Consider the following 24844-nt stretch of genomic DNA (forward strand, 5'->3'; position numbering starts at 1 on the left):
AAGAAGAAATGGCACATACATTACCCGCTTTGCCGTACGCCTTAGATGCGCTGGCTCCCCATATTTCCCAGGAAACACTTGAGTTTCACTACGGCAAGCACCATCAGACATACGTTACCAACCTGAACAATTTAATCGCTGGTACCGAGTTTGAAAACGCAAGCCTGGAAGAAATCATCAAGAAATCTTCAGGTGGTGTATTTAATAATGCCGCCCAGGTATGGAATCACACTTTCTACTGGAACAGCCTGTCTCCTAATGGCGGTGGCGAGCCTACCGGTGCGCTGCTTGAAGCCATCAATGCAAAATGGGGCAGTGTTGCCGCATTCAAGGAAGCTTTCAATAAATCAGCAGCAGGCAACTTCGGTTCAGGCTGGACATGGCTGGTTAAAAAAGAAGACGGTACCCTGGATATCGTTAACACCAGTAATGCAGCAACGCCCTTAACCGGCACAGACAAGCCCTTGCTGACCTGTGACGTATGGGAGCATGCCTACTATATCGACTACCGTAATGCACGTCCTAAATATCTGGAAACATTCTGGAATATCGTAAACTGGGAATTTGCAGCCGCCAATCTGGCTTAAATTCCGTATAGCAGTAAAAAACCGGCCTTAAAAGCCGGTTATGAGCCCCCAATCGTTAGCTTTGCTTGTGTTATTGGGGGTTTTATTTGCCTAAAGACAATCTTTGACCATTTGCGTTATTTGTGGATTGGCATCGGGCCTGGCAAGAAGCTTGACTTGCGCGGTAAACATGGCCCCCGGTTCTATTTGCGCTTGGGCGATATCAGCGTCGGGGCCAGGAATGGTAATAAGGTAGTAATCAACCGTTTGTCTTTGGATTTTTGCCGCAGGGTAAATGGATTTCCAGTTTTCGTGAATGCAGTTTGCCGCCTTTACTGGCGTCTTGCCAGAACTGTTGTTAATTTCGGTGGGTTGAAGGGCATCAGGGCTGCTGGAAGTGGTGCAGGCACTTAGAAAAATGCCGGTAAATAGAGCTGCGTAAACCATTTTCATGGGAAGATCCTTAATTCTGGCTAAAACGGATATTAATGAGGCAAGAACCGTATGATATCCTTTTCCTTGACATTGTGGTTTGTGAACCAGTGCCGGTTCATTTCCAATGCGTATTTTGCCGGACCAGCCGAGCAGTGATTGTCATCGCGCAGTGGCAGCATTTCATGAATATTCAGGATTTTTCCCTGTGCATCCAAAAAGGCAATGGATAGCGGAATATAGGTGTTGCGCATCCAGAAACACAGCGGTTGGCTTTCTTCAAATACAAACAGCATGCCGTGATCAGCAGCCAGATGTTTACGATACATCAGGCCTGTAGTACGCGTTTCAGGCGTATCGGCTATTTCAGCGGTAATGCCAATGTTGTTGATGGAAAGGCCATGTGTTTTCAGGGGTGTTGTGTTTTCAGCGCGACTGGAGGAAGTGCACAGAATAAAAACGCAGAGCACTAGGATAATGTAAAAAGAAGACTTAATGGGACATTGCTGTCCCATTAGTTTGATGCGTTGCATTATGTGTATCCGCTTAGGCTTCAGTAATGCTTAAGGCTTGTTTACCTTTTGGACCTTGGGCGATTTCAAAAGAAACTTTTTGGCCTTCTTTAAGGGTCTTGAAGCCGTTCATTTGAATGGATGAGAAATGCGCGAAGAGATCTTCTCCTCCGCCGTCAGGGGTAATGAACCCGAAACCTTTGGCATCGTTGAACCATTTGACGGTTCCTGTTTGTTTTTGTCCGTCCCCTTGAACGATTGATTCAGTTGTTTCTGACATATGCACTGCCTTTGAATGAAAATGATACATATTCGGATAAAAATAACCTTATCCTTTCTACACTTAAGCCTGGTTTAAGGATTCACATGCGTTAAAGTGTATCTGAATGATGCTGTCAAAGCGAAAACCAGTCAATAGTGGAAATTACCGATTAGGCCCATTATTTGTATATAAACCAAATAACAGGCAGAATCATGATTACAATATTATTTTATTTGTGCATGTTTTTTCAAGAGTAGATAATGGGGCAACAATCTGGACTTGTGACCGAGAAGCAAAAGGCAAAACTGGCGCCACCGCCTTTTTACCAGGTGCTCTTGCTTAATGATGATTACACGCCAATGGATTTTGTCGTTGTGGTTTTACAAAAGTTTTTTGCAAAAACCGAAGAAGATGCTACTTTAATTATGTTGAAAGTGCATCATGAAGGTAAAGCGGTTTGTGGCGTTTATCCCAAAGATGTTGCGGCAACCAAAGTGGCCATGGTGGCCCAGTATGCCCGTTCCAACCAGCACCCTTTACAGTGTGTAATGGAACCTCTCGCGACATAATGGGTCTACAGCTTGTAATGTTTGGCAGTTTAAGGAAGTATCGGAGGATGATGTGATTTCTCAAGAATTGGAAGTAAGCTTACATATGGCTTTTGTTGATGCCAGATCATCACGTCACGAGTTCATCACGGTTGAGCATTTGTTGCTTAGCCTGCTGGACAATGCCGCAGCACTAGAGGTGCTGAAGGCTTGTGATGCCGATATTGAATCCTTGCGTGGCAAGTTGCGCAAATTCATCAACGAAAATACGCCTGTCGTGCCTGGTGAGGAAGAGGTGGATACCCAGCCCACATTGGGTTTCCAGCGGGTGATACAGCGTGCAATCATGCATGTGTCCTCAAACGGGAATAACAAAAATGCGGCTACCGGTGCCAATGTGCTGGTTGCCATATTCAGCGAAAAAGATTCCCATGCGGTTTTTTTCCTGCAAGAGGAAAACATTACCCGCCTGGATGTGGTCAATTACATTTCGCATGGCATCTCCAAATTACCGCCACCCAAGGAAGAACGCCAGGAAGAGTCGGTGGCAAGTCCGCGTGAGGCGAGTGATTTTGACAAGTCACCGTTGGCCTTGTATGCACAAGACCTAAATGCCAATGCGCAGGAAGGCAAAATAGATCCGCTTATCGGACGTGACCAGGAAGTTGAGCGGGTCATCCAGATTTTGTGCCGTCGCCGTAAAAACAATCCCTTGCTGGTGGGGGAGGCAGGTGTTGGCAAAACGGCCATTGCCGAAGGCCTGGCCTTAAGGATTGAAAATGGTGAAGTGCCTGATATCCTTGCTTCAGCACGGGTTTACGCCCTTGATATGGGGGCATTGCTGGCCGGTACCAAATACCGGGGCGATTTCGAGCAACGCCTGAAAGCGGTGCTCAAGCAACTTGAAGAACACGAAAATGCCGTGCTCTTCATTGATGAAATTCATACGCTGATTGGTGCCGGTTCGGCGTCTGGTGGCACTATGGACGCATCCAATCTGCTTAAGCCTGCGTTGTCTTCCGGCAAGTTGCGTTGCATGGGCGCTACAACTTATAAAGAATATCGGGGTATTTTTGAAAAAGACCATGCTTTGTCACGTCGTTTCCAGAAAGTGGATGTCGTTGAGCCTAGCGTAGATCAAACGATCCAGATTCTGCGTGGCCTGAAATCCAAATTTGAAGAACACCATGGTGTGCGTTATTCATCTGCTGCCCTGGTGGCCGCAGCGGAATTGTCTGCCCGTCATATCAATGACCGTCATTTGCCCGACAAGGCTATTGATGTCATTGATGAAGCGGGGGCGGCACAAAGGTTATTACCTAAATCACGCCAGAAAAAAGTGATTGGGAAGGCTGAGGTGGAGGCGATTGTTGCCAAAATGGCGCGAATTCCGCCACAAAGCGTCTCTAGTGATGACCGGAACAAACTGGCCACGCTTGAGCGTGACCTGAAAACGGTGGTGTTTGGGCAAAACGATGCCATTACCGCATTGGCTGCGGCCATTAAAATGTCGCGCTCCGGTTTGGGTAAGCCTGATAAACCCATCGGTTCATTCCTGTTTTCCGGTCCTACCGGTGTAGGTAAAACCGAAGTGGCTAGGCAGCTGGCCTTTACTCTGGGGGTTGAACTGGTTCGTTTCGATATGTCCGAATACATGGAGCGACATGCGGTTTCCCGCCTGATTGGCGCGCCTCCCGGATATGTTGGCTTTGACCAGGGCGGCTTGTTAACCGAAGCGATTACCAAACAGCCTCATTGTGTATTGTTGCTTGATGAAATAGAAAAAGCGCATCCGGATATTTTCAATATCCTGCTGCAGGTCATGGACCACGGTACCCTGACAGACAATAATGGTCGCAAGGCCGATTTCAGGAATGTCATTCTGATCATGACCACCAATGCGGGTGCTGAAGTGCTGAATAAACCCACCATCGGGTTCGCCACCTCTCGGCAAGCCGGTGATGAAATGGCGGAAATCAAGCGGGTCTTTACGCCAGAATTCCGTAATCGATTGGATGCCATTATTCCTTTCGCCGCTCTCAATAAAGACATCATCCTGCGTGTAGTGGACAAATTCCTGATTGAGCTTGAAGAGCAGCTGCACGCAAAACGGGTAGAGGTTACCTTTACCGATGAGTTGCGAGCCTACCTTGCTGCTAAAGGTTTTGATCCGCTGATGGGGGCAAGGCCAATGCAGCGGCTTATCCAGGATGTCATTCGTCGTGCCTTGGCTGACGAGTTGCTGTTTGGCAAACTGGCTAACGGGGGGGCTGTCCGGGTTGATATCAAGGATGAGCAGGTTTCCCTGTTTTTTGAGGAGCCCGGCTCAAATACCAATGATCCCGAGCACAAGGAAGAGGTGCTTGTTTCCTGATGCAGGATTCGGCAATCAGGCTGGCTTGCCATCATTGTGGACAGCTTCATGTAAAACCGCAGCTGCATGAGCGTGAACGCGTTTCATGTGTACGCTGCGGTACGGTTTTGCTACAAAAGGGTAAGTTTAATGTCAGTGCCTGGCTAGCCTTGTCAGTGGCGGCATTATGGGTTTTCCTGATTGCCAATCTTATGCCGGTTGCCACGCTTTCCTCTGCTGGCATGTCCCGCAGTGCCACCTTTCTTCAATCCATCATGGTTACCTGGGAACTGGGTTCTCCGCTGGTTGCCATCATGTGCCTGATGGTGGGCTTTGTGGTGCCGTTGCTTCAATTAAGCCTGTTAACCTGGATCCTGTTTTTTTTATACAGGAAAAAATACCCGCCGGGCTTGCGAACTTTTTCCCGCCTGACATGGCTGTGCAAGCCTTGGTCCATGATTCCGGTTTTCATGCTGGGTGTGCTGGTGGCGGTGGTCAAGCTGGCTGGCATGGCCTCCCTGGATCCAGACGAGGGGTTATGGGCATTTGCCGTACTTACCTTCTTGCTGACTTTTCTAAATAAACTGAATTCCCGAAAAATCTGGCAACTGGCTCAAGAGCAAGGGGTGGCCAATGATTTACCCGTTAACCCGCAGGCAGGTCCATATGTGCTTGCTTGCGAGGTTTGTGCACAGGTTGCCATCAGCAATCAGTCCAAGGGGTGTTGCAGCCGCTGCAATGCCACCGTGCATTATCGCAAGCCCAAACATAAATCCCGCACGCTTGCGTTGTTGGCTGCAGCAATTGTTTTTTATGTGCCGGCCAATTTCTACCCGATTATGATTATTGATGGCTTGCTGGGCTCCAGCGGGCATACAATTCTGGGCGGCGTGCTTCAGCTTTGGGCGTTAGACTCATGGGACCTGGCATTGATTGTATTTGTGGCCAGTGTAGTCGTGCCGATTACCAAAATTGTCATCATGCTGGTTTTATACTTTAATGATAAATCGGGCAATCATGCCATTCAGCAGCAGCACACCCGTCTTTACCAGGTGGTTGAATATATCGGGCAATGGTCCATGCTGGATGTTTTTGTGGTGATATTGCTGGCTGCATTGGCCAGTTTCGGCAGCCTGATGAGCGTTATTCCTGGACCGGGCGCGACTGCCTTTGGCTTGGTGGTTGTTTTCACCATGCTGGCGGCCCAAAGTTTTGATATCCGGGAAGGGTGGGACTGCGTTGATGACGGAATTGAAAAAGAAGATTTCGAACCGGTAGAAACCGCACCCACATTTCAATGAAGCAGTTTTTATAAAGTTAATGGTTTATTCAGGGCGTTATTTTATGTGGAAAACAAAAAATGTCTGAGTCGGAAGACAAGCAATCACATCCTCAAGTGGCGAATGACGCATCTGTGGCAGATAATCCTTCGGCGCTAAATGGGGGCAAGTCTCCTGTTGTCAAAGAACCGCTAGTCAGTCAAAAAAAAGGAAAAAACATTTCCTGGATCTGGCTGGTTCCCTTTATTGCAGCTATCGTGGGCATATCCTTGCTGGTTCGTGATTACATTGAGCAGGGCCCTGAGGCCACCATTATATTCAATACGGCCGAAGGGCTTGAAGTAGGTAAAACACAGGTTCGCTATAAAGATGTGGTCATTGGGCATGTGAGTAGAGTTGGCCTTACACCGGACAGAAACGATGTGGAGGTAGATGTCAATCTTTCCAAGGAAAGCGAGTTTCTGATGCAAAAGGGAACCCGCTTCTGGGTGGTCAAGCCTCGCCTTAGCCTTAGTGGGGTTTCAGGTTTGGGTACGCTGGTTTCCGGTTCATATATAGGCGTAGATACGCCTGATGACACGGTAGAGCATCCGGTTTATACCGATGAATTTATTGGGCTGGAGCACCCCCCGGAAATCTCAAGTAATCGACCAGGTAAAAAATTTGTCTTGAATGCCACCAATCTCGGTTCGCTGGATATCGGCTCACCGGTGTATTATCGACGTATTCCAGTGGGGCAGGTCATCAATTATCAGCTAGCCAAAGATGGCAAGGCCGTTAATATTCTTATTTTTATCGATTCTCCTTATGACCAGTTCGTGACGGAAAACAGCCGGTTCTGGAATGCCAGTGGACTGGATTTTTCACTGGGTGCCAGTGGCCTGAATTTCAGAACCCAATCCCTGGTTTCATTAATGAGTGGTGGCGTGGCTTTTGCCGAACCACCCGGCAGACACGGCCAGGAAACCAGATTGGCCGAGGCAAACTCTGTTTTTTTGCTGGCCACTACCGAGGAACGTGCCATGTCTGATCCGCATGGCCAAGCCTATCCGGTGCGCATGAAATTCAGTAATTCGGTTCGGGGACTGCAGGCAGGAGCTCCACTTGACTTCAAAGGCATTAATCTGGGTGAGGTGCGTGCCGTTAGTCTTGAGTATGATCCGAAAACCAAGGAAAGTTTTGCAGTGGTGGACGCCATTGTTTATGAAAACCGAATGGGTGTGGTGTTAAACAGCAAAGGATCGTCAGGTGGCAGTGTCAAAGAGATTGGACTTGAAGAAATAAAAGGATTTTTTTCCAGCGGCTTAAGGGGGCAATTGCGGTATGCCAATATTTTGACTGGCCAATTGTATGTGGCGCTTGATTACTTTCCAAATGAAGCGCCTTTGCCCGAGCCGGACCTGTCGCAAGATCCGTTTATCATTCCTACGGTTGGTGGTAGTTTTGATCAAATCCAGGATAACCTGACGCAGCTTATCCGCAAACTCAAGGACCTTCCACTGGACTCAATTGGTCAATCGCTGGATAGCGCCTTGCAAGGGGTGGCCAAGCTGGTAGAGAATCTGGATACCAAGACCATGCCTGAAGTGAATAAAACCCTGCGCCAGGCAAGCCGTTCGCTGAACGGGGCAGATAAATTGGTGAGCAGTATGGATGACACCATTCAGCAAAATGGTCCTTTAATGTCTGAAATTCACACTACCCTAAGGGAACTGACACGTACCATGCGGTCGTTTCGTGCAATCAGCGATTTCCTGCAAGCAGAGCCTTCTTCCGTGATCAGGGGCCGGCAGAAAGATCAAATACCGTTTATGGAATAGGTCATCATAAAAATTATGCAACAACATCTCGTTATTTTGAAAAGAATTGCCTTTTTCTTGGGGGGCGGAGCCGTTTTCGCTTTAATTGCTGGTTGTGCTTCGGCTCCGCCAGTCAAATATTATTCGCTGCAGCCGCAAACGCAGTCAGCCACCGTGATGGGTAATGCCGCAATCGGGTTGCAAATTGCATCTCCGCAAATTCCCGAATCAGTCGACAGGCCACAGTTGATGGTACGCAATCCGGCCGAACCACAGGTTATTTATGCCCTGAATGCCTCACGTTGGGCCAGTTCCCTTTCTGATGAAATCGCTCAGTCGCTGTCATTTTATCTGGCAGGTCAGCTGGGCGCCATTAATGTGCAGAACTTGCCTGTAGTTACTGGCTCTTTGCCGGTCTGGACGGTACAAACCAATGTGCAGCAGTTTGACTTGTTGCCGGGTAACAGCGCAATTCTTGATGTAGTATGGACGCTTAAGTCGCCCTCACGCACCATTGCCTCATGGATTTGCCAAACGCGAATCAGTGTTCCGGTTAGCCAGAATGATGCCGTTTCGGTGGTTGATGGGCAGCAACAGGCAATTCGTTTGCTGGCCAATGAGATGGCCAAAAAAATAAATCCTGGCGTGATGGCGGCCGACAATGCGGCACAGGCTTTGGTGCAAACCCGTGCTTGTCGCCAATCATAAGCAAGGGGCTTAGTAGCCCCTTAAACCAGCAATTTGTAAAACTTAGGATAATCTTTGTAATGAAGAAGAAAATTTTGTTCTCTGGAATAATGGCTACATTTGCCTTTACCTCTGCCAGCCAGGCTGAAGTGGTGGTCGGCGTCAATGTCTCGGCTACCGGTCCTGCTGCCGCCATTGGCATACAGTCTCAAAACGCCATGACTTTATGGCCAAAGACACTGGGCGGGGAAAAGGCCAAATATATTATTCTTGATGATGGTACGGATGTTAGCAAGGCGGTGCGTAATGTTCGCAAGCTTACCGCTGAAGACAAGGTTGATCTTATCATTGGCCCCAATACGACCGCGGCCACCCTGGCTTTGCTGGATGTATTGAAAGAAACCCAAACACCGCTCATCGCCCTGGCAGCCTCCAGTTCGATTGTTGAGCCGGCAAATGATCCTGGTCGTCGCTGGGTTTACAAAATGCCCCAGAATGATGGCCTGATGGCCGATGTCCTGATTGATGAAATGGTCAAGCGAGGCCACAAAACCGTTGGTTTTATCGGTTTTGCCGATTCTTATGGTGAAAACTGGTGGAAAGAGTTTACGTCACGGCTTGACGGTAGGCTTGAAGTCGTTGCGCGTGAATCCTTTCAGCGTACAGACTCATCAGTGGTTGGTCAGGCCTTGAAGCTGATCTCAGCCAATCCGGATGCCATTTTGGTGGCCGGTGCCGGTACACCAGCCGTATTGCCTGAAAAAACGCTGAAAGAGCGTGGTTACAAGAATCCGATTTATCAAACCCACGGTATTGGTACGCTGGAATTCCTGCAGGTAGGTGGCAAGTCGGTTGAGGGAACACTGTTTCCAACCGGACCGGGTGTGGTTGCACGAGGCTTGCCAGACAATAATCCTGTTAAGCCCGTAGCCATGGATTTTACCGAACGCTATGAAGCCAAATATGGCCCTAATACTGCAACCCAGTTTGCCGGTGATGCATGGGGAGCCTGGATTGTGGCTGATAAGGCAGTCTCACGCGTGATTAAAAAGGGTATCAAGCCGGGAACAATCGAGTTTCGTAACGCCTTGCGTGATGAAATTGAAAATACAAAAGACCTGATTGTTCCCAATGGCGTGCTGAATATTACGCCCACCGATCACCAGGGGTTTGACAACCGTGCCGCTGTGATGGGTACCATCAAAGATGGTAAATTTGTTTATGCCGGTGAACAATAAGCGCCGGTTGTACGTGCGATTATTGATATAGTCGCTTGTTTCCGGCAATAAAAACCTTTGTCAAGCTACTGAAACTTACCGGAATTTGGAAAAAAATCCTTTTTTTGGGCAAGTTGCAAAGGCGAAAACAGAGGTTTTTTATTGATTTGGGCTTTTAGTTAATGGTTGCGCCCGAGATTTCTACAATTTCCTTGTATTTCTCATGTTCGGATTTGACGAAATCGGCAAATTCTTGTGCGGTACCCGGTTTGGTATCGGACCCCATGGTTTTTAGCTGCTTTTGTATGGCAGGATCATTCATGGCGTTGCCGTAAGCTTTATTCAGCTTGTTGATAATGGGTTCAGGCGTGCCACCGGTGGCAAATACGCCAAACCATGTGCCAATATCAAAGTCCTTGATGCCAGCCGCTTCCATGGTGGGGGTATCTGGCAAAAAGGGCGAGGCGTCTGTGGTGGTAACGGCCAGCGCTTTAACCTGTCCTTCATTGATAAGGGGCAATGAAGAGGCCAGGTTATCAAACATGAACTGGGTCTGGTTGGACAATAAAGAAAGCTTGGCCGGGTTGGCGCCACCATAAGGAACGTGTACCGCATCAATGCCAGTACGTGCTTTCATCAGTTCACCGGCCAGATGACCTGCACTACCGCTGCCACCCGATGCATAATTAAGTTTGCCGACATTTTTTTTGGCATATTCAATCAGATCTTGCAGGCTATTGATATTGTTGGTTTGGGCAAAGTCTTTGTTCACGATTAACACATTAGGAACAGAAGAGACCATGATGACCGGTTCGAAATCTTTGATGGGATCAAACGTGATGTTTTTGTATAACCAGGGGTTAATCGCCTGGATCGCAACGGCACCCATGACCAGGGTATAGCCATCGGGCTTGGCCTTGGCGACCGAAGCCGCACCAATATTGCCACCGGCACCTGCTTTGTTTTCAACAATGACAGTTTGCTTGAGTTCTTCTTGTACCTTTTCTCCCAGAAGACGGGCAATGGTATCAAGTGGGCCACCGGCAGCATAAGGAACAACAAAGTTAATGGGTTTTTCGGGCCAGGATGCCGTTGTATCCTGTGCCACTGCCATTGAAGAGCCCAGGATGCCGGTTGAAGCCAGCAGGGCGCCAGCGCTTTTCAAGATCATTCTGCGAGTCAGTGTCATTGTTGTGTCCTTATAAAAAATCAATGGCGACCGGTGCTGCCAAAGCCATCGGCACCGCGATCACTGTTTTCGAATTCATCGACAATATTGAATTCTACTTGCTGTACGGGAACGATGACCAGTTGGGCAATACGTTCCATGGGGGAAATAACAAAATCGGCTTGGCCACGATTCCAGGTAGAGACCATGAGCTGTCCCTGATAGTCGGAGTCAATAAGCCCAACCAGATTGCCAAGCACGATGCCATGTTTATGGCCAAGCCCGGAGCGAGGCAGAATAACGGCTGCGTAGTTTGGGTTATTGATATGGATGGATAAACCAGTGGGAATCAAGGTGGTCTGGCCTGGTTTTAGTGTGATGGCTTCATCAATGCATGCACGCAGGTCAAGTCCGGCAGAACCGCCTGTGGCGTAAGCCGGTAATTGTGAGCGCATACGTTCATCGAGAATCTTCAGGTCTATTTTCATTTTTTCCTATTTGAATTGGTGGAAGTGGAAATTGACGCAAGGAACCGGAACAGGGCAATGGCAACTATTATAAACAATACAATCGCCCCGTGCCCATCAGACTCGGTAAGAATGGAGCCTAGAAAAATGATCAGAAAAATCAGGAAGACAAGTCTTTTGATGTTTTTGTTCAAGGTAGGGGCATTACTGGCCGAGGGTTTACTGGTTTCTGCTGGTTTTTCCTGGGGAGGCAAGGTGTAAGAGCTTGGCTTTGCGGTTACTTCAGAGGGGAAAGCTTCATGACTGGCAAAGTCATCAGTAGGGTCCTGGAAAACGTCATCATCTTTGTTTTGCACGGGAGAAGACAAGGATGATTGCTTTAACAGCTCATCAATATAAGCAGCATAGTCCCCATTTTTGGGGCTCTCGTAGCTTTTTAGCATGATACATCCTTTATCTTGTTAATGATGGCTTGCGGATTTATTCCTTTTTTTGTTTTTCTTTTTTGTTTTCAGGTGGTTTTTTCATAAGTGAATAGACCAGCCACACGCCGGCAACCACTGACAATATGGTACCAATTAATAGGGTGCTTCCGCCAGCAGCACCGTGGGAGTCGGAAATGGCACCAGCACCTTTTGCACCCAGATACCCGGGCATGAGCATGATTGGCATCCAGATAATGGCAGAAGTCACATTAGCAATTTGAAACCGGATGTGCGACATGTTCATGATGCCAGCAACAGCTGGAATGGTTGATCGTATGGGGCCCATGAAGCGGCCCAGAAAAACCGACAACACACCATACTTGTAAAAGAACAGCCTGGTGCGTGCAATCATTTTCCGGTGCTGGTTCAGGGGCCACTTACGTGTGATATCCATCCCAAACCATCGCCCGATCCAGTAGGAAAGGGCATCCCCTAAAATGGCGCCTATGATGCCCCAGAGAATGATGGGCCAGGGCGAGAGCACCCCTGAGCCGATTAGGGTACCGGCTGCCAGCAAAATGGCCGTTGCCGGAATAGCCAGGCCAATAATCAGCATAGATTCGCCAAAGGCAAGCAATGCAATAATCGGGCCTGCCCATACTTGGTTGTCCTGGATGAAAGTAATGATCTGGTTAAGCAGCTGGTCCATGAAATATATACCGGTTGACCCTGAAACAAGGCGCTTAGGCCGGCAGTTTCAGGGCAATATGTTTAATCAATTGGCGTGACGCGGCCAATTTGGGAAGCGTGGGCAGTTGCTGATGACCATTTTCCTCAAAAAGAACCATCGTGGTGGAATCGGCATCCATGACATCCTGTGCCAGATTGCCTACCAGTAAAGGAATGTTTTTACGTTGACGTTTGCTTTCCGCATACGCTAGCAGGTTTTCTGTTTCGGCGGCAAAACCCACACACCAGGGGCCATTTTCAAGTGCGGCAACCGAGGCAAGAATATCCGGGTTGGGTGCAAATTTCAGATCAAGGCCGCTATTTTCGGTTTTCTTGATTTTATTTTCCTGAAAATTGCTGACATGCCAGTCGGCAACGGCCGCTACCGATATGAAAATGTCGGCCTCATGGGCATGTTGCATGACCTGTTCGTGCATTTGTCGGGCAGTGGTAACGCTAATACGTTGCACATCATAGGGCGCCTCAAGGGCGGTTGGTCCGGACACCAGGATCACTTCGGCGCCGGCTTCACGCGCTGCCCGGGCAATGGCATAGCCCATTTTGCCGGATGAGCGGTTAGTAATCATCCGAATCGGATCAATCGGTTCAGCAGTAGGGCCGGCGGTAATTAACACCCGTTTGCCGATTAGCAGTTTTTCCTGAAAAAACGCAATGGTTTCATTCACAATCTCATGGGGTTCAAGCATACGCCCGCTGCCGGTTTCGCCGCAGGCCTGGGAGCCGGAACCCGGGCCCCAGATGGTGGTGTTGTCATGTACCAGCTGCTGTATATTACGCTGGGTGGCCGGGTGTGCCCACATTTCCCGGTTCATGGCCGGTACAACAATCAGGGGACAGGCACCTTTGGCCAGGCACAGGGTGGAAAGCAGGTCATCAGCCAGTCCATGGCTGAGTTTGGCAATGAAGTCGGCAGTGGCTGGCACAATAATGATGGCATCAGCCTGGCGGCTTAGGTTGATGTGCGCCATGCTGTTGGCCATGCGTGCATCCAGCGTTTCTGTATAGACCGGGTTTCCAGACAGGGCCTGAAACGTGGTGGGCGTTACAAATTGCGTAGCCGCATCAGTCATGACTACGGTAATGCTGGCACCGTGATCCATGAGCCGACGGGTAAGCTCTGCTGCTTTGTAGCAGGCAATGCCACCTGTAATGCCTAATACGATGCGTTTGCCGGAAAGGTCTGGATTCATGCTTGCTCTTGTTTGGTACGACGAATACGAAAGATCTCATCGAGAATGAGAAATATAGCCCCCATGGTAATACAAATGTCCGCGACATTGAAGGCGGGAAAATAGGCGTTACCCCAGTAAAATAAAAGAAAATCAATCACATGGCCATAAGCCATGCGATCGATCACATTACCCAGGGCACCCGCCATGATAAGTGTCAGGGAAAAACAAAAAAACGTTTGTGCCTTGTGTTTTTTTAGCAAGTACAGGATGAAGCCGGTAGCGCCCAATCCAAGAACCAGAAAAAACCAGCGTTGCCAGCCATTGCCATCGGCAAACAGGCTAAAGGCAGCGCCCTGATTGTAAACCAGGATGAAATCAAAGAAAGGCAGGATATTCAGCCTTTCGAGATACTCAAAATTGTATTCAAAATACAGCTTGCTGGCCTGGTCTAGGGCAATCAGGAAAAGGGCACAGGCAATCCATATGCCATAGGCAATGGGCTGCCTGTTGTTATGCTGATCAGGCATATTCACGGGCCTCGCCATCGCCATGCAGGTTGTCAACGCAGCGTGAGCAAATGCCGGGGTGCTCGGGGTGGCTGCCTACATCTTCACGATAATGCCAGCAACGCTCACATTTTTCATGTCCGGAGGGTGCAATTTCAAAACGGAGGTCTCCGCTCGTTGCATGCACGGTTGCCCTGGATACAATGAAAATGAAGCGCAAGTCATCTTTCAGGCTTTGCAGCCAGGCCAGATCCTGTTCGCTGGCGTAAATATCTACCTCTGCCTGCAAGGCTGAGCCAATCTGGCCGGCACTGCGCAAGTCTTCAAGCTGTTTATTCAGCTCTGCCCTGATTTCCAGCAGGCGCGACCATTTGCTACTTAATGAATCGCTATCCTGGGGAACTGGAATGTCGTGGTAAACCTCGGTGAAAATGGTAATGCCATTGGCCAGTTCGGTGTTTTTCAGGGTGGATTCTCGCAGGACTGCCCAGGCTTCTTCAGCCGTGAATGACAGGATAGGCGCCAGCAATTTAAGCAGGCTGAAAGTGATATGCAGCAGGGCGGTTTGTGCTGAGCGGCGTGCCAGGCTGTCTTTGCCACTGGTGTATAAACGGTCTTTCAGGGTATCCAGGTAGAACGCACCCAGGTCTTCCGAGCAGAAAATTTGCAGTCTTGCCACGGCGGGGTGAAAGTTCAGCTCTTCATAATTGGCCAGTACCTCGTCTTGCATGGACTTGGTAAACGCCAGCGCGTAGCGGTCTACTTCAAACATTTGCTCAAGGCTGACCTGGTCTTTGGAGGCGTCAAAGTCATTCAGGTTGCCCAGCAGGAAGCACAGCGTGTTGCGAATACGGCGATAGCTTTCAACCACGCGTTTGAGAATCTGGTCGGAAATGGACAGTTCACCGGAGTAGTCGGTGGCGGCCGTCCACAAGCGGATGATTTCAGCGCCCAGAGAGTCGGAGACTTTTTGGGGAGCAATCACGTTACCGACGGATTTACTCATTTTCCGTCCTTGGCCATCAACCACAAAACCATGGGTTAGCAAGCCTTTGTAGGGTGGCTGGCCAAACATCATGGAAGAGGTGAGCAGGGAAGAGTGGAACCAGCCGCGGTGTTGGTCTGATCCTTCTAGATACAGGTCTGCGGGCCAGTGCAGGGTGTCTGCATGAGAACCATTGCAAACGTGATCTTTGCCGCCTATGACGGTAAAATGCGTGGTGCCTGAATCGAACCAGACATCAAGGGTGTCACGGTTTTTTTCGTATTGGTCGGCTTCTTCACCCAGCAGCTCTTTAGGATCCAGGGATTGCCAGGCTTCAATGCCTTCTTTTTCAACCCGTTGGGCAACCAGTTCCAGCAATTCAACGCTACGTGGATGGAGTTCTCCGGTTTCCTTGTGTACGAAGAAAGCCATGGGAACACCCCATTGACGCTGGCGCGACAAGGTCCAGTCGGGGCGGTTGGCAATCATGGCATGCAGGCGGGCACGACCCCAGGCTGGATAAAAACTGGTGGCATCAACGCCGGCCAGGGCTTTCTCACGCAGGGTGGCCGAGCCGTCGTTGGGCTGGCGGTCCATGCCGGCAAACCATTGGCTGGTGGCGCGGTAAATAACCGGGGTTTTGTGGCGCCAGCAATGCATATAGCTGTGTTTCAGGGATTCTACCTTGATGAGGGTGCCGGCCTCTTTCATGGTTTCAACGATTTTGGGATTGGCATCCCAAATGGACAAACCACCAAACAATGGCAAGGTGCTGGCATATTTGCCATCTGCCATCACGGGGCTGATGATGTCATCGTCCTTGACGCCATTGCTTTTGCATGAATTGAAGTCGTCAATACCGTAAGCGGGAGCCGAGTGCACAATGCCGGTACCTGCATCAACGGTGACATAATCGCCCAGATAAACGGGAGACAGGCGGTCATAACCGGCATCTGTCTGGTACAGGGGGTGGTGGAAGGCGATGTGATCAAGCGCCGCACCCATGCAGCTGGCTTCAATGGAGCCTTCCAGTTCCCAGGCTTCAAGACAGGCTTTTACCCGGTCTGTGGCAAGCAGCAACAAGGGCCCGGTGGGCAGGGAGGGCGTCACGCGTACCAGCGAGTATTCAAGTTCAGGGTGGATGTTAAGCGCCATGTTGGACGGGATGGTCCAGGGGGTGGTGGTCCAGATGACCACGGCACCATCGTCAATGCTGTCCAGTTTGAAGGCTTTGGCCAGTTTGTCTTTTTCGGCAAACGGGAAAGCGACATCAATGGCGGGGTCTTTGCGGTCCTGGTACTCTACCTCTGCTTCGGCCAGGGCGGATCCACAGTCAAAACACCAGTTGACCGGCTTGAGCCCACGGAAAATATAACCTTTGTCCAGAATGTCGGCCAAGGCGCGGATTTCATTGGCCTCGTTGGCAAAATTCATGGTCAGGTAGGGGTTGTCCCATTCACCCAATACGCCCAGACGCTTGAAGTCTTTGCGCTGGCGTTCTATTTGTTCATAAGCATAGGCGCGGGCTTTGGCCTGCACTTCAGACACGGGCAGATGTTTGCCGAATTTTTTCTCGATCTGGATTTCGATGGGCATGCCATGACAGTCCCAGCCAGGTACGTAAGGCGCATCAAAGCCGGCCATGTTGCGGCTTTTTAGAATGATGTCCTTGAGTATTTTGTTCACCGCGTGGCCAATATGGATGTCGCCGTTTGCATACGGGGGGCCATCATGCAGGATAAATGTTGGACGGCCTTTGCTGGCCTTGCGAATGGCTTCGTAAACTTTATTTTCTTCCCATTGTTTAACCCATTCAGGTTCGCGTTTAGGCAAGTTCCCACGCATAGGGAAAAGTGTTTCGGGCAAATTTAAAGTGTTTTTATAGTCCATGGACAGCAAAATAGTTACGAGCGATGCGTTCATCGTTGCGGATGGCATCGATCATTGTGGGTAAATTGGGAAATTTTTCTTCATCCCGCACATGGTGCAGGAATGCGACAGTAATAAGTTTACCGTATGCAGATACGGTTTTATCCAGAATGTGCACTTCAAGCAATACTTTGCCATCGGATTCGACCGTAGGCCGTACGCCCAGGCTGGCAATCCCGGGCAGTATTTGCCCGTCAAGACCCTTGACTGAAACGACATAAATACCTGAACGCAAGGCACAGCGTGGCATGGCGCGGATATTCAGGGTTGGGTAACCGATGGTGCGGCCCAGTTTTTTGCCGTGAATTACATGGCCGCTGATTTCATAAGGCCGCCCCAAATAGCTTTTTGCCCGGTCAAGGTCGCCAAAGGCCAGGGCATTACGCAACTCGGTGCTTGAATAGCGCTGGTTTTGTGCATCCAGGACATCTTCTAGCGTTTCAACTTCAAAGCCGAAGTGGGAGGAAGCATCACGCAAAAGCGCAATGTTACCACTGCGTTTGTTGCCAAAACGGAAGTCAACACCCACATACAGCCATTTGGTGTTCAGGCGGCGGACCAGAATGTCCTCAATGAATTGTTCGGCACTCAGGGAGGCGAATTTATTATTGAAGCGATTCAGAAAAACCTGTTCTATGCCGGCATTGGCCAGGGCCGTGACCTTATCGCGCAGGGATGAAATCCGTGTGGGAACCAGTTCGGGACGTTGTTCGCGTAAGGCAAAATATTCCCTGGGGTGTGGCAAAAATGTCATGACTGAAGGAGCCAGGTTTTTTTGGCTGGCTACCTTGACGACGCGCTCAAGCAGCTGCTGGTGCCCCAGATGGACACCATCGAAGTTGCCAATAGTTAATGCGCTAGCCCGTTGTTGGGAAGCAGGGAAAGCATTACGATAAAGATTAATAGTATTTTTCACGAATAACAGTTTACAATTTTACGCTTCATTAAGAAGGAAGTTATGCTGTGACTGTTGTAAATCAATCACCCAAACGTTTTGTTCTGCTGATTTCGGGCCGGGGTTCGAATATGCAGGCTATTGTCAATATGGCCAAAAACCGGCCTGATATCCATGTCGCGGCTGTTATTTCCCACTCAAGGAACAGCAAGGGCCTTGAGTGGGCCAAAGAGCAGGGTATTAATGTACACGAAATCCTGAACAAGGATTATGATTCGCGCGAATCATTCGATCAAGCCCTGCAGGAAATTATTGATACCCATCAGCCAGATTATGTATTGCTGGCCGGTTTTATGCGCATTCTTACCGAAAAATTCGTGCGCCATTATCATGGTCGGTTGATTAATATTCATCCTTCCCTGCTGCCATCTTTCCCTGGCCTGGACACGCACCAGCAAGCGCTGGATGCAGGTGTGCTGTTGCATGGCTGCACCATTCACTTTGTGACGCCCGTGCTGGATCATGGTCCCATTATTGCGCAGTCGGCCGTGCCTGTGCGTAAAACCGATACGGCAGACGATCTGGCGCAACGGGTGCTTGGCATGGAACACATAATGTTTCCTGCGGTAGTCGGTTATTTGGCAGAAGATATTATAGAACTGGGCGATAATGGCAAGGTTGTTTATAAACGTGAAGTGCCTTCACTGTTCATGTTTTCAGAAAAAGGATAATTAAAATGAGTTCAAGCGCCACCTCACGCAACCGGAAGGTTTCTGCTGGCAGAAAAAAAGGGTTTGAAAAACCGCTAGTTAAAACACCGGTTTATGCCATCCGCATAGAACAGGTTAAAAGTGTTTTTGCCGAAATCCAAAAATGGAAATATCCGGCGGACTCTGTTTTGTCTACCTGGTTTCGACAAAATAAAGAGTTGGGTAGCCGTGATCGGGCTGAAGTAGCCGAGGCGGTCTTCGATATTCTTCGGAACCTGCGCCGTTACCGGCAGTTTGCAGAAAGCGGGGTGGGTTCATCGTTGCAGCGTTTGGCTATCCTTGGGCTGTCATCAACCCTGGGGCACGATACAATCCGTGCCGTTCTTACCGATGATGAAAATGCCTGGCTTGAGCATTTGCAAACCATCGATCTGAATGCCTTGTCACCTGCCGTTCGCGGAAGCCTGCCGGATTGGTTGTATGAATATTTCAGCAAGCTTGACAATGCAGAGTCCCTGATTGCCGCTCTTAACGAAAAAGCGCCACTTGATTTGCGTGTCAACAGTTTCAAAACCGATCGCGACACCGTGCTGGCCGCTTTCAAGGATTCACCCGCAGAACCGTTCGAGCCGCAGCCTACACCGTATTCCCCGTGGGGCATACGCCTGAAGGGCAAGCCGGCTATTAACCGTTGGCCCCTGTTTGAAAACGGCTCACTTGAAGTGCAGGACGAAGGCAGCCAGATATTGGGTATGCTGGTCAGCCCACGGCGCGGTGAGATGGTTATTGATTTTTGTGCCGGGGCGGGAGGTAAAACCCTGCTGTTGGGTGCCTTGATGCGCTCAACTGGCCGTCTTTATGCTTTTGATGTATCTGCAGCCCGTCTGGCAAAAGCCAAGCCACGCGTTGCCCGCAGTGGTTTGTCCAACGTGACGCCTGTGGTTATTGCCAATGAAAATGATGCCCGTGTAAAGCGTCTGGCTGGCAAGGCGAACAGGGTTCTGGTTGATGCGCCTTGTACTGGAATGGGTACTTTGCGCCGCAATCCTGACCTTAAATGGCGTCAAATGCCTAAAGATGTGGCTGAGTTGACAGCCTTGCAGGCCAGTATTTTAGCCAGCGCCTCGCGTTGTGTGGCGCCAGGCGGGCGTTTAGTCTATTCAACCTGCAGCGTGCTTCCCGAGGAAAATGAGCAGCAGATTGAGCGTTTCCTGCAAAACCACCCCGACTTTACGTTGCTGCATGTTAACCAGGTCTTGGGCGACCGTTGTCCTAATCTAGTCATGGAAAATGAATATCTCCACCTGCGTCCTGATGTGCATGGGACGGACGGTTTTTTTGCTGCAGTGCTTGAGCGCCGTAAAAAGGACGAAGTAGCGGCAAAAAAAGAGGTGGCTGATGAAGCGCCAAAGACTGCAGAAGTGGCTGCGTCTGAAGAGGTTGCGGCAAACAATGCGGTTTCCGTCATTGAAACTGATGTATCGGAAGACTCCGGCGCAAGTGAAGACAAGTCTGTAAAAGAACAACTGTCGTCGTAAACAAGTCAAAATGGCCGCTACTTCATTTTCCAAGTGAAGAAGCCGCCATTTATTTTGCGTTGCATATATAAACATGTAATAATGATTCTTTAATCAAATCAATCTGTTATTAAGTTATTTAATGCTTTTGATAGATTTATTAGATTTATAATGTTTTCAGCAAGATGGTAATCTGTTGAAGCAAGTAAGCAGGGCTGGAACAGAACTTTTTCTTCTGCTGTCATTCCAATCCTGAGTACAGAAACAAACGTTTTTAGGAGACCTGATAAGGTTTATGGATAGCATTCTTAATTTTCTGGCTGGTGGTTTGTTGCAATTGTCCTGGTGGCAACTTATTCTCGTAACACTGGTTCTTACGCATATCACCATTGTTGCAGTAACTATTTTCCTGCATCGCAGCCAGACTCACCGCGGTTTGGATTTGCACCCTGTTGTATCCCATTTTTTTCGTTTATGGCTGTGGCTTACTACGGGCATGGTTACCAAGGAATGGGTTGCCATTCACCGTAAACACCATGCAAAATGTGAAAAAGAAGGTGATCCGCACTCACCGATTGTGTATGGCATAGAAAAGGTCATGTGGAAAGGGGCAGAGCTGTATCGCGAAGAGTCCGCCAACGAGGAAACGCTTAAGCGCTATGGTCACGGAACCCCCGATGACTGGCTGGAGCGTAACGTTTACACCCGTCATTCCGGTTTGGGAATTATTTTGACCTTGGTGGTCGACGTGTTGCTGTTTGGTGCCGCCGGCCTTACGGTTTGGGCAATTCAAATGGCCTGGATCCCGTTTTGGGCCGCGGGTGTGGTGAACGGTTTGGGTCATTATATTGGTTACCGTAATTTTTCCAGCCCGGACAGCAGTACAAACCTGTTCCCGATTGGCATTATTATCGGTGGCGAAGAATTGCACAATAACCACCATGCTTATGGCACATCAGCCAAGTTTTCCAGTAAGTGGTACGAGTTTGATATTGGCTGGCTGTACATAAAGCTAATGGGTTATGTTGGTTTGGCTAAAGTGCGTAAAGTCGCACCCAAATTAAAACTGGAACATAATTCCGGCCAGGTGACTGAAAAAACCCTGCAAGGTGTAATTACCCATCGTTATGAAATCATGACCCGTTATGCCGATTTGCTCAAGCAGGCGGCGCAAGCAGAAATCGATCGCCTCAAAAGCGTCAAGGACAGCTTCAGCATCCAGCAGGCTGCATTATTGAAAACGGTGGCTGATCGTATTACCCAGGCAGAACAGTCACTGAAGCCAACTGAAAAAGAAGAGCTTGAGCAGGCATTGTCGCAAAACAAAGTGTTGGCAACCCTGGTCAATATGCGTGATGAGCTTACCCGTGTCTGGGCAAGTTCTACGGCTAGCAGCGAACAGCTGTTACAGGATTTGCAGGCTTGGTGCCAGCAGGCCCAACAAAGTGGCATCCAGGGACTTGAGCAATTTGCATTGCGCCTGCGACGTTACGCGGCATGATCGATCAGCTCAACCCCGAACAGCGTACTGCGGTTACTTCTTCTGCGCAGTACGCGCTGGTTCTGGCAGGCGCCGGAAGTGGCAAAACCAAGGTTCTTACTACCCGCATGGCCTGGCTCATACAAACGGGCCAGGTTTCACCTTATGGCTTGCTGGCGGTTACTTTTACCAATAAAGCCGCCAAGGAAATGCTGGGCCGTTTAACGGGTATGCTGCCAATTGATGCCCGTGGCATGTGGATAGGTACTTTTCACGGCCTGTGCAACCGCTTGCTGCGTGCCCATTACCGCGACGCCGGCTTGCCCCAGGGGTTTCAAATCCTTGATACGGCAGACCAGTTGTCGGCCATCAAACGCCTGCTAAAAACCGCCAATATCGATGATGAAAAGTTTCCTGCCAAAGACGTGCAGCGTTTCATCAATGCGGCCAAGGACAAGGGTGAGCGTCCTGAAAACATGGAAATCTGGGATGCGCATCGCCAGCGGATGGTAGATATTTACCAGCTATACCAGGAACAATGCCAACGTGAAGGTGTGGTTGATTTTGCTGAACTGCTGTTGCGTGCCTATGAATTATTAGCCAGGAATGCCCTGGTGCGAGAGCATTACCAGCGTCGTTTCCGGCATATCCTGGTTGACGAGTTTCAGGATACCAATGATTTGCAGTACAAATGGTTGTGCCTGCTTGCCGGTCAAGAGGCTTCATTGTTTGCCGTGGGTGATGATGACCAGTCCATTTATGCGTTCCGTGGGGCCAATGTAGGCAATATGGCTGCTTTCGAGCGTGATTATGCCAAAGGCAATATTATCCGGCTTGAACAAAATTACCGTTCTTTTGGTAATATTCTGGATGCGGCCAATGCGCTTATAGAGCATAACAATGACCGCATGGGTAAAAATCTCTGGACTGATCGCGGTGCCGGTGAGCCTTTGCGTATCATAGAGCAGCCCACTGATTTGCAAGAGTCGCAATGGCTGGTGGAGGAAATCAAGGCCCTGCTTAATGAAGGACGGGCAAGAAGTGACATTGCCATTTTGTACCGCAGTAACGCCCAGTCCCGCACAATTGAACACGCGCTGTTTTCTTCCCGGATTCCTTACAAGGTTTATGGTGGCCTGCGCTTTTTTGAGCGTCAGGAAATCAAGCATGTGCTGGCCTATTTGCGGCTCGTGGCCAATTTGGGTGATGACACCTCTTTCATGCGGGTGGTGAATTTTCCCACTCGGGGTATTGGTGCCCGAACCCTTGAAAACCTGACCGATGCATCGCGTCAAATTGGCTGCAGCATGGCACATGCCATTGGTGCCGTATCTGGCAAAGGGGGAAGCAATCTTGCCTCATTTGTACAACTTATCAAGCAAATGGCTGAAGTGGCACAAACGGTTACCTTGCCCGAATTGGTGCAGCACGTTATCGAATTCTCTGGTTTAAAACAGTATTACGAACAGGAACGCGAGGGGGCAGAGCGTCTTGAAAACTTAAGTGAACTGGTCAATGCGGCGACCGTGTTTTCTCTGGAGGAAAATTACGAGGGTATGCCCGCTGGCAAGGCGGTCGAGCCTTCCGCTCCGGTTGATCCGGACATCATGTTCCAGGAAGCGATTTCTCCCTTGGCTGCATTTTTATCCCATGCCTCATTAGAGGCGGGTGATAATCAGGCCAAGGCTGGAGAGGATGCAATCCAGCTCATGACCATTCATGCCGCCAAAGGCCTTGAGTTTGATGTGGTGTTTATTACGGGAGTTGAAGAAGGCTTGTTTCCTCATGAAAACAGCCTAATGGCCGATGGGGGGCTTGAAGAGGAACGCCGCCTGATGTATGTGGCCATTACCCGTGCCCGTGAGCGCTTGTATATCAGTATGGCACAAAGCCGTATGTTGCATGGCCAAACGCGTTATTCCATTCGTTCGCGTTTCCTGGATGAAATTCCTGAAACCTGTATCAAATGGCTAACGCCCAAGGTTTCTACTTACGGTGCTGCTCAAAACGGCTGGGGGGCAAGGTCATCTCACCAACGTGATGCCTTTGGGCGCCCTGAAAGTGGAATCATGGCACCACGCGCGCCCCGCACGGTTAGTAGTGGCGTGCAGGTTGGTCAGCAGCAATTCAGAATCGGGCAGGGCGTGCGTCATGCCAAGTTTGGTGATGGAACGATTATTAATTTAAGCGGTCAAGGTAACGATGCCCAGGCACAAATCATTTTCCAGAATGCCGGTGCAAAAACACTGGCTTTGGGAATTGCCAAGCTTGAAATTATTGCCTGATTTCTGTGCCCATAACGGGTGCCACAATTAAGCCGGATAACGAGGTGCTAAATGAAGAGAATGTTGCTGATATCGTGTTGTTTTTTGGGGTTCTTGTCCGGTTGTGCGTCCAACTCGGGCAAGGCCCCTCTAAGCGGTTCAAAAGTAGAGGTATACGGGATTATGGATGTTGGTGTAGGCTATTCTAGCCAAAAAACAACATTCTCTAAATAAATTCGCTGGCTTTTTGTTGTTTTTGCTTGGGTTGTTGACAGAATCATAATAGGTGCATATAATTATATTCTTTCCTGAAGGCGGTTAGCTCAGTTGGTTAGAGCGCTACGTTGACATCGTAGAGGTCGCTGGTTCGACTCCAGTACCGCCTACCAGTAAAACACCAAATAGGTGCCAAAAATATCACAAAACCCGCATGAATAAAATGTTCTGCGGGTTTTTTGTTATCTAAAAAATCAGCTTTGCCAGAATCAGGCCACTGCCCTGGCTAATAAAAATTAATGTGTTTAAAGTTCTAGGCTGACGTAATTATTATAGAATGGTTAACTAGATTCATTTTATAAAGCAAGGTTTATCTCTATGCGGTTTTTTTATCGAATTGCTTTGGTTTTTATGTTTTCCGCACTGCTTGCCGGCTGTTTCTCAACAAGTCCTGCGTCTTCGCGTCGGGTCAGTGAATGTGGATGGTGGGGTAATTGCTCATATGAAGGATCCTATGAGGCTGGAGAGGAAGCATTTGCCGAACAGGAGGCGGCACGACTGAACCGGAATCAATCTTTAAGGATGAAGGGTGGTTTTTGGTGATGGTCATGATATCTGGATAAACAAAATGAAAAGGACTTGTAAGCAATTTACAAGTCCTTTTTTCATATATATCTCTTATGAAGATTTTTCTATTTTTAGTT

General features: G+C 49.2%; 22 protein-coding genes and 1 tRNA gene. 12 read left to right on the plus strand and 11 right to left on the minus strand.

Annotation, left to right across the window (positions count from 1 at the left end; translation table 11 throughout):
• Positions 1–8 precede the first annotated feature (8 nt).
• A complete protein-coding gene (gene sodB / locus ACM5Q9_RS02810) occupies positions 9–587 on the plus strand; it encodes a superoxide dismutase [Fe] (RefSeq protein WP_418143212.1) in 579 nt (192 codons plus the stop codon).
• A gap of 90 nt (positions 588–677) precedes the next feature.
• On the opposite strand, the gene ACM5Q9_RS02815 is transcribed toward sodB, so the two are convergent.
• From ACM5Q9_RS02815 to ACM5Q9_RS02825, 3 genes are read right to left on the minus strand one after another with little or no spacing between them, the layout of a single operon-like run.
• Positions 678–1019, minus strand: coding sequence for a hypothetical protein (locus ACM5Q9_RS02815; protein ID WP_418143213.1), 342 nt, complete (start codon positions 1017–1019; stop codon positions 678–680).
• 32 nt (positions 1020–1051) lie between these two features.
• Entirely contained in the window at positions 1052–1531 is a 480-nt protein-coding gene (locus tag ACM5Q9_RS02820) for a DUF192 domain-containing protein (RefSeq protein WP_418143214.1), read from the minus strand.
• A gap of 13 nt (positions 1532–1544) precedes the next feature.
• Entirely contained in the window at positions 1545–1790 is a 246-nt protein-coding gene (locus ACM5Q9_RS02825) for a cold-shock protein (protein WP_418143215.1), read from the minus strand.
• A 242-nt stretch (positions 1791–2032) separates the two neighbouring features.
• Here ACM5Q9_RS02825 and clpS point away from each other — a divergent pair, with 242 nt between their 5' ends.
• Genes clpS through ACM5Q9_RS02855 form a run of 6 tightly spaced genes read left to right on the plus strand, consistent with a single transcriptional unit; the run spans position 2033 to position 9677 of the window.
• Entirely contained in the window at positions 2033–2341 is a 309-nt protein-coding gene (clpS, locus tag ACM5Q9_RS02830) for an ATP-dependent Clp protease adapter ClpS (protein ID WP_418143216.1), read from the plus strand.
• Between the two features lie 52 nt (positions 2342–2393).
• Positions 2394–4694 (plus strand): ATP-dependent Clp protease ATP-binding subunit ClpA, encoded by a 2301-nt coding sequence (clpA, locus tag ACM5Q9_RS02835; protein WP_418143217.1) that lies wholly within the window; start codon positions 2394–2396, stop codon positions 4692–4694.
• The gene (locus ACM5Q9_RS02840; protein ID WP_418143218.1) at positions 4694–5974 is read left to right on the plus strand and encodes a paraquat-inducible protein A; all 1281 of its coding nucleotides are present in this window, start codon (positions 4694–4696) and stop codon (positions 5972–5974) included. The genes clpA and ACM5Q9_RS02840 overlap by 1 nt, the downstream gene beginning before the upstream one ends.
• A 59-nt stretch (positions 5975–6033) precedes the next feature.
• A complete protein-coding gene (locus ACM5Q9_RS02845) occupies positions 6034–7773 on the plus strand; it encodes an intermembrane transport protein PqiB (protein ID WP_418143219.1) in 1740 nt (579 codons plus the stop codon).
• 15 nt (positions 7774–7788) lie between these two features.
• A complete protein-coding gene (locus ACM5Q9_RS02850; protein ID WP_418143220.1) occupies positions 7789–8460 on the plus strand; it encodes a PqiC family protein in 672 nt (223 codons plus the stop codon).
• Between the two features lie 59 nt (positions 8461–8519).
• Positions 8520–9677 carry an ABC transporter substrate-binding protein gene (locus ACM5Q9_RS02855; protein ID WP_418143221.1) on the plus strand — a complete coding sequence of 386 codons (1158 nt, stop codon included), beginning with the start codon at positions 8520–8522 and terminating at the stop codon, positions 9675–9677.
• Between the two features lie 154 nt (positions 9678–9831).
• On the opposite strand, the gene ACM5Q9_RS02860 is transcribed toward ACM5Q9_RS02855, so the two are convergent.
• The 8 genes from ACM5Q9_RS02860 to ACM5Q9_RS02895 are packed head-to-tail and all read right to left on the minus strand — an operon-like array spanning position 9832 to position 17974.
• Positions 9832–10845 (minus strand): Bug family tripartite tricarboxylate transporter substrate binding protein, encoded by a 1014-nt coding sequence (locus tag ACM5Q9_RS02860; protein WP_418143222.1) that lies wholly within the window; start codon positions 10843–10845, stop codon positions 9832–9834.
• 20 nt (positions 10846–10865) lie between these two features.
• Positions 10866–11312 carry a dUTP diphosphatase gene (dut, locus tag ACM5Q9_RS02865; RefSeq protein ID WP_418143223.1) on the minus strand — a complete coding sequence of 149 codons (447 nt, stop codon included), beginning with the start codon at positions 11310–11312 and terminating at the stop codon, positions 10866–10868.
• The gene (locus tag ACM5Q9_RS02870) at positions 11309–11734 is read right to left on the minus strand and encodes a hypothetical protein (protein WP_418143224.1); all 426 of its coding nucleotides are present in this window, start codon (positions 11732–11734) and stop codon (positions 11309–11311) included. The genes dut and ACM5Q9_RS02870 overlap by 4 nt, the downstream gene beginning before the upstream one ends.
• Before the next feature lie 37 nt (positions 11735–11771).
• Positions 11772–12425: a DedA family protein gene (locus ACM5Q9_RS02875; protein WP_418143225.1), complete on the minus strand. Its 654-nt coding sequence runs from the start codon at positions 12423–12425 to the stop codon at positions 11772–11774.
• A gap of 34 nt (positions 12426–12459) precedes the next feature.
• On the minus strand, positions 12460–13656 hold the full coding sequence (gene coaBC / locus ACM5Q9_RS02880; protein ID WP_418143226.1) for a bifunctional phosphopantothenoylcysteine decarboxylase/phosphopantothenate--cysteine ligase CoaBC: 1197 nt from the start codon (positions 13654–13656) through the stop codon (positions 12460–12462).
• Positions 13653–14165 (minus strand): signal peptidase II, encoded by a 513-nt coding sequence (gene lspA, locus ACM5Q9_RS02885; RefSeq protein ID WP_418143626.1) that lies wholly within the window; start codon positions 14163–14165, stop codon positions 13653–13655. Before lspA ends, coaBC begins: the two co-directional genes overlap by 4 nt.
• Complete coding sequence (gene ileS, locus ACM5Q9_RS02890; RefSeq protein WP_418143627.1) at positions 14158–17019, minus strand: isoleucine--tRNA ligase; 2862 nt, start codon at positions 17017–17019, stop codon at positions 14158–14160. Before ileS ends, lspA begins: the two co-directional genes overlap by 8 nt.
• Positions 17009–17974 carry a bifunctional riboflavin kinase/FAD synthetase gene (locus tag ACM5Q9_RS02895; RefSeq protein WP_418143227.1) on the minus strand — a complete coding sequence of 322 codons (966 nt, stop codon included), beginning with the start codon at positions 17972–17974 and terminating at the stop codon, positions 17009–17011. Before ACM5Q9_RS02895 ends, ileS begins: the two co-directional genes overlap by 11 nt.
• Positions 17975–18021: 47 nt before the next feature.
• Between ACM5Q9_RS02895 and purN the strand changes: the two genes are divergently transcribed.
• From purN to ACM5Q9_RS02920, 5 genes are all read left to right on the plus strand, one after another.
• Positions 18022–18684, plus strand: a complete 663-nt coding sequence (gene purN / locus ACM5Q9_RS02900) for a phosphoribosylglycinamide formyltransferase (RefSeq protein ID WP_418143228.1) — start codon at positions 18022–18024, stop codon at positions 18682–18684.
• Between the two features lie 5 nt (positions 18685–18689).
• Positions 18690–20201: an RsmB/NOP family class I SAM-dependent RNA methyltransferase gene (locus tag ACM5Q9_RS02905; RefSeq protein WP_418143229.1), complete on the plus strand. Its 1512-nt coding sequence runs from the start codon at positions 18690–18692 to the stop codon at positions 20199–20201.
• A 274-nt stretch (positions 20202–20475) separates the two neighbouring features.
• Positions 20476–21681, plus strand: a complete 1206-nt coding sequence (locus tag ACM5Q9_RS02910) for a fatty acid desaturase (RefSeq protein ID WP_418143230.1) — start codon at positions 20476–20478, stop codon at positions 21679–21681.
• Entirely contained in the window at positions 21678–23945 is a 2268-nt protein-coding gene (locus ACM5Q9_RS02915; protein WP_418143231.1) for a UvrD-helicase domain-containing protein, read from the plus strand. The genes ACM5Q9_RS02910 and ACM5Q9_RS02915 overlap by 4 nt, the downstream gene beginning before the upstream one ends.
• Positions 23946–24236: 291 nt before the next feature.
• Positions 24237–24313, plus strand: a tRNA-Val gene (locus tag ACM5Q9_RS02920).
• Positions 24314–24844 lie beyond the last annotated feature (531 nt).

The sequence above is a fragment of the Advenella sp. RU8 genome (assembly GCF_048381675.1).
GTDB lineage: Bacteria > Pseudomonadota > Gammaproteobacteria > Burkholderiales > Burkholderiaceae_B > Advenella.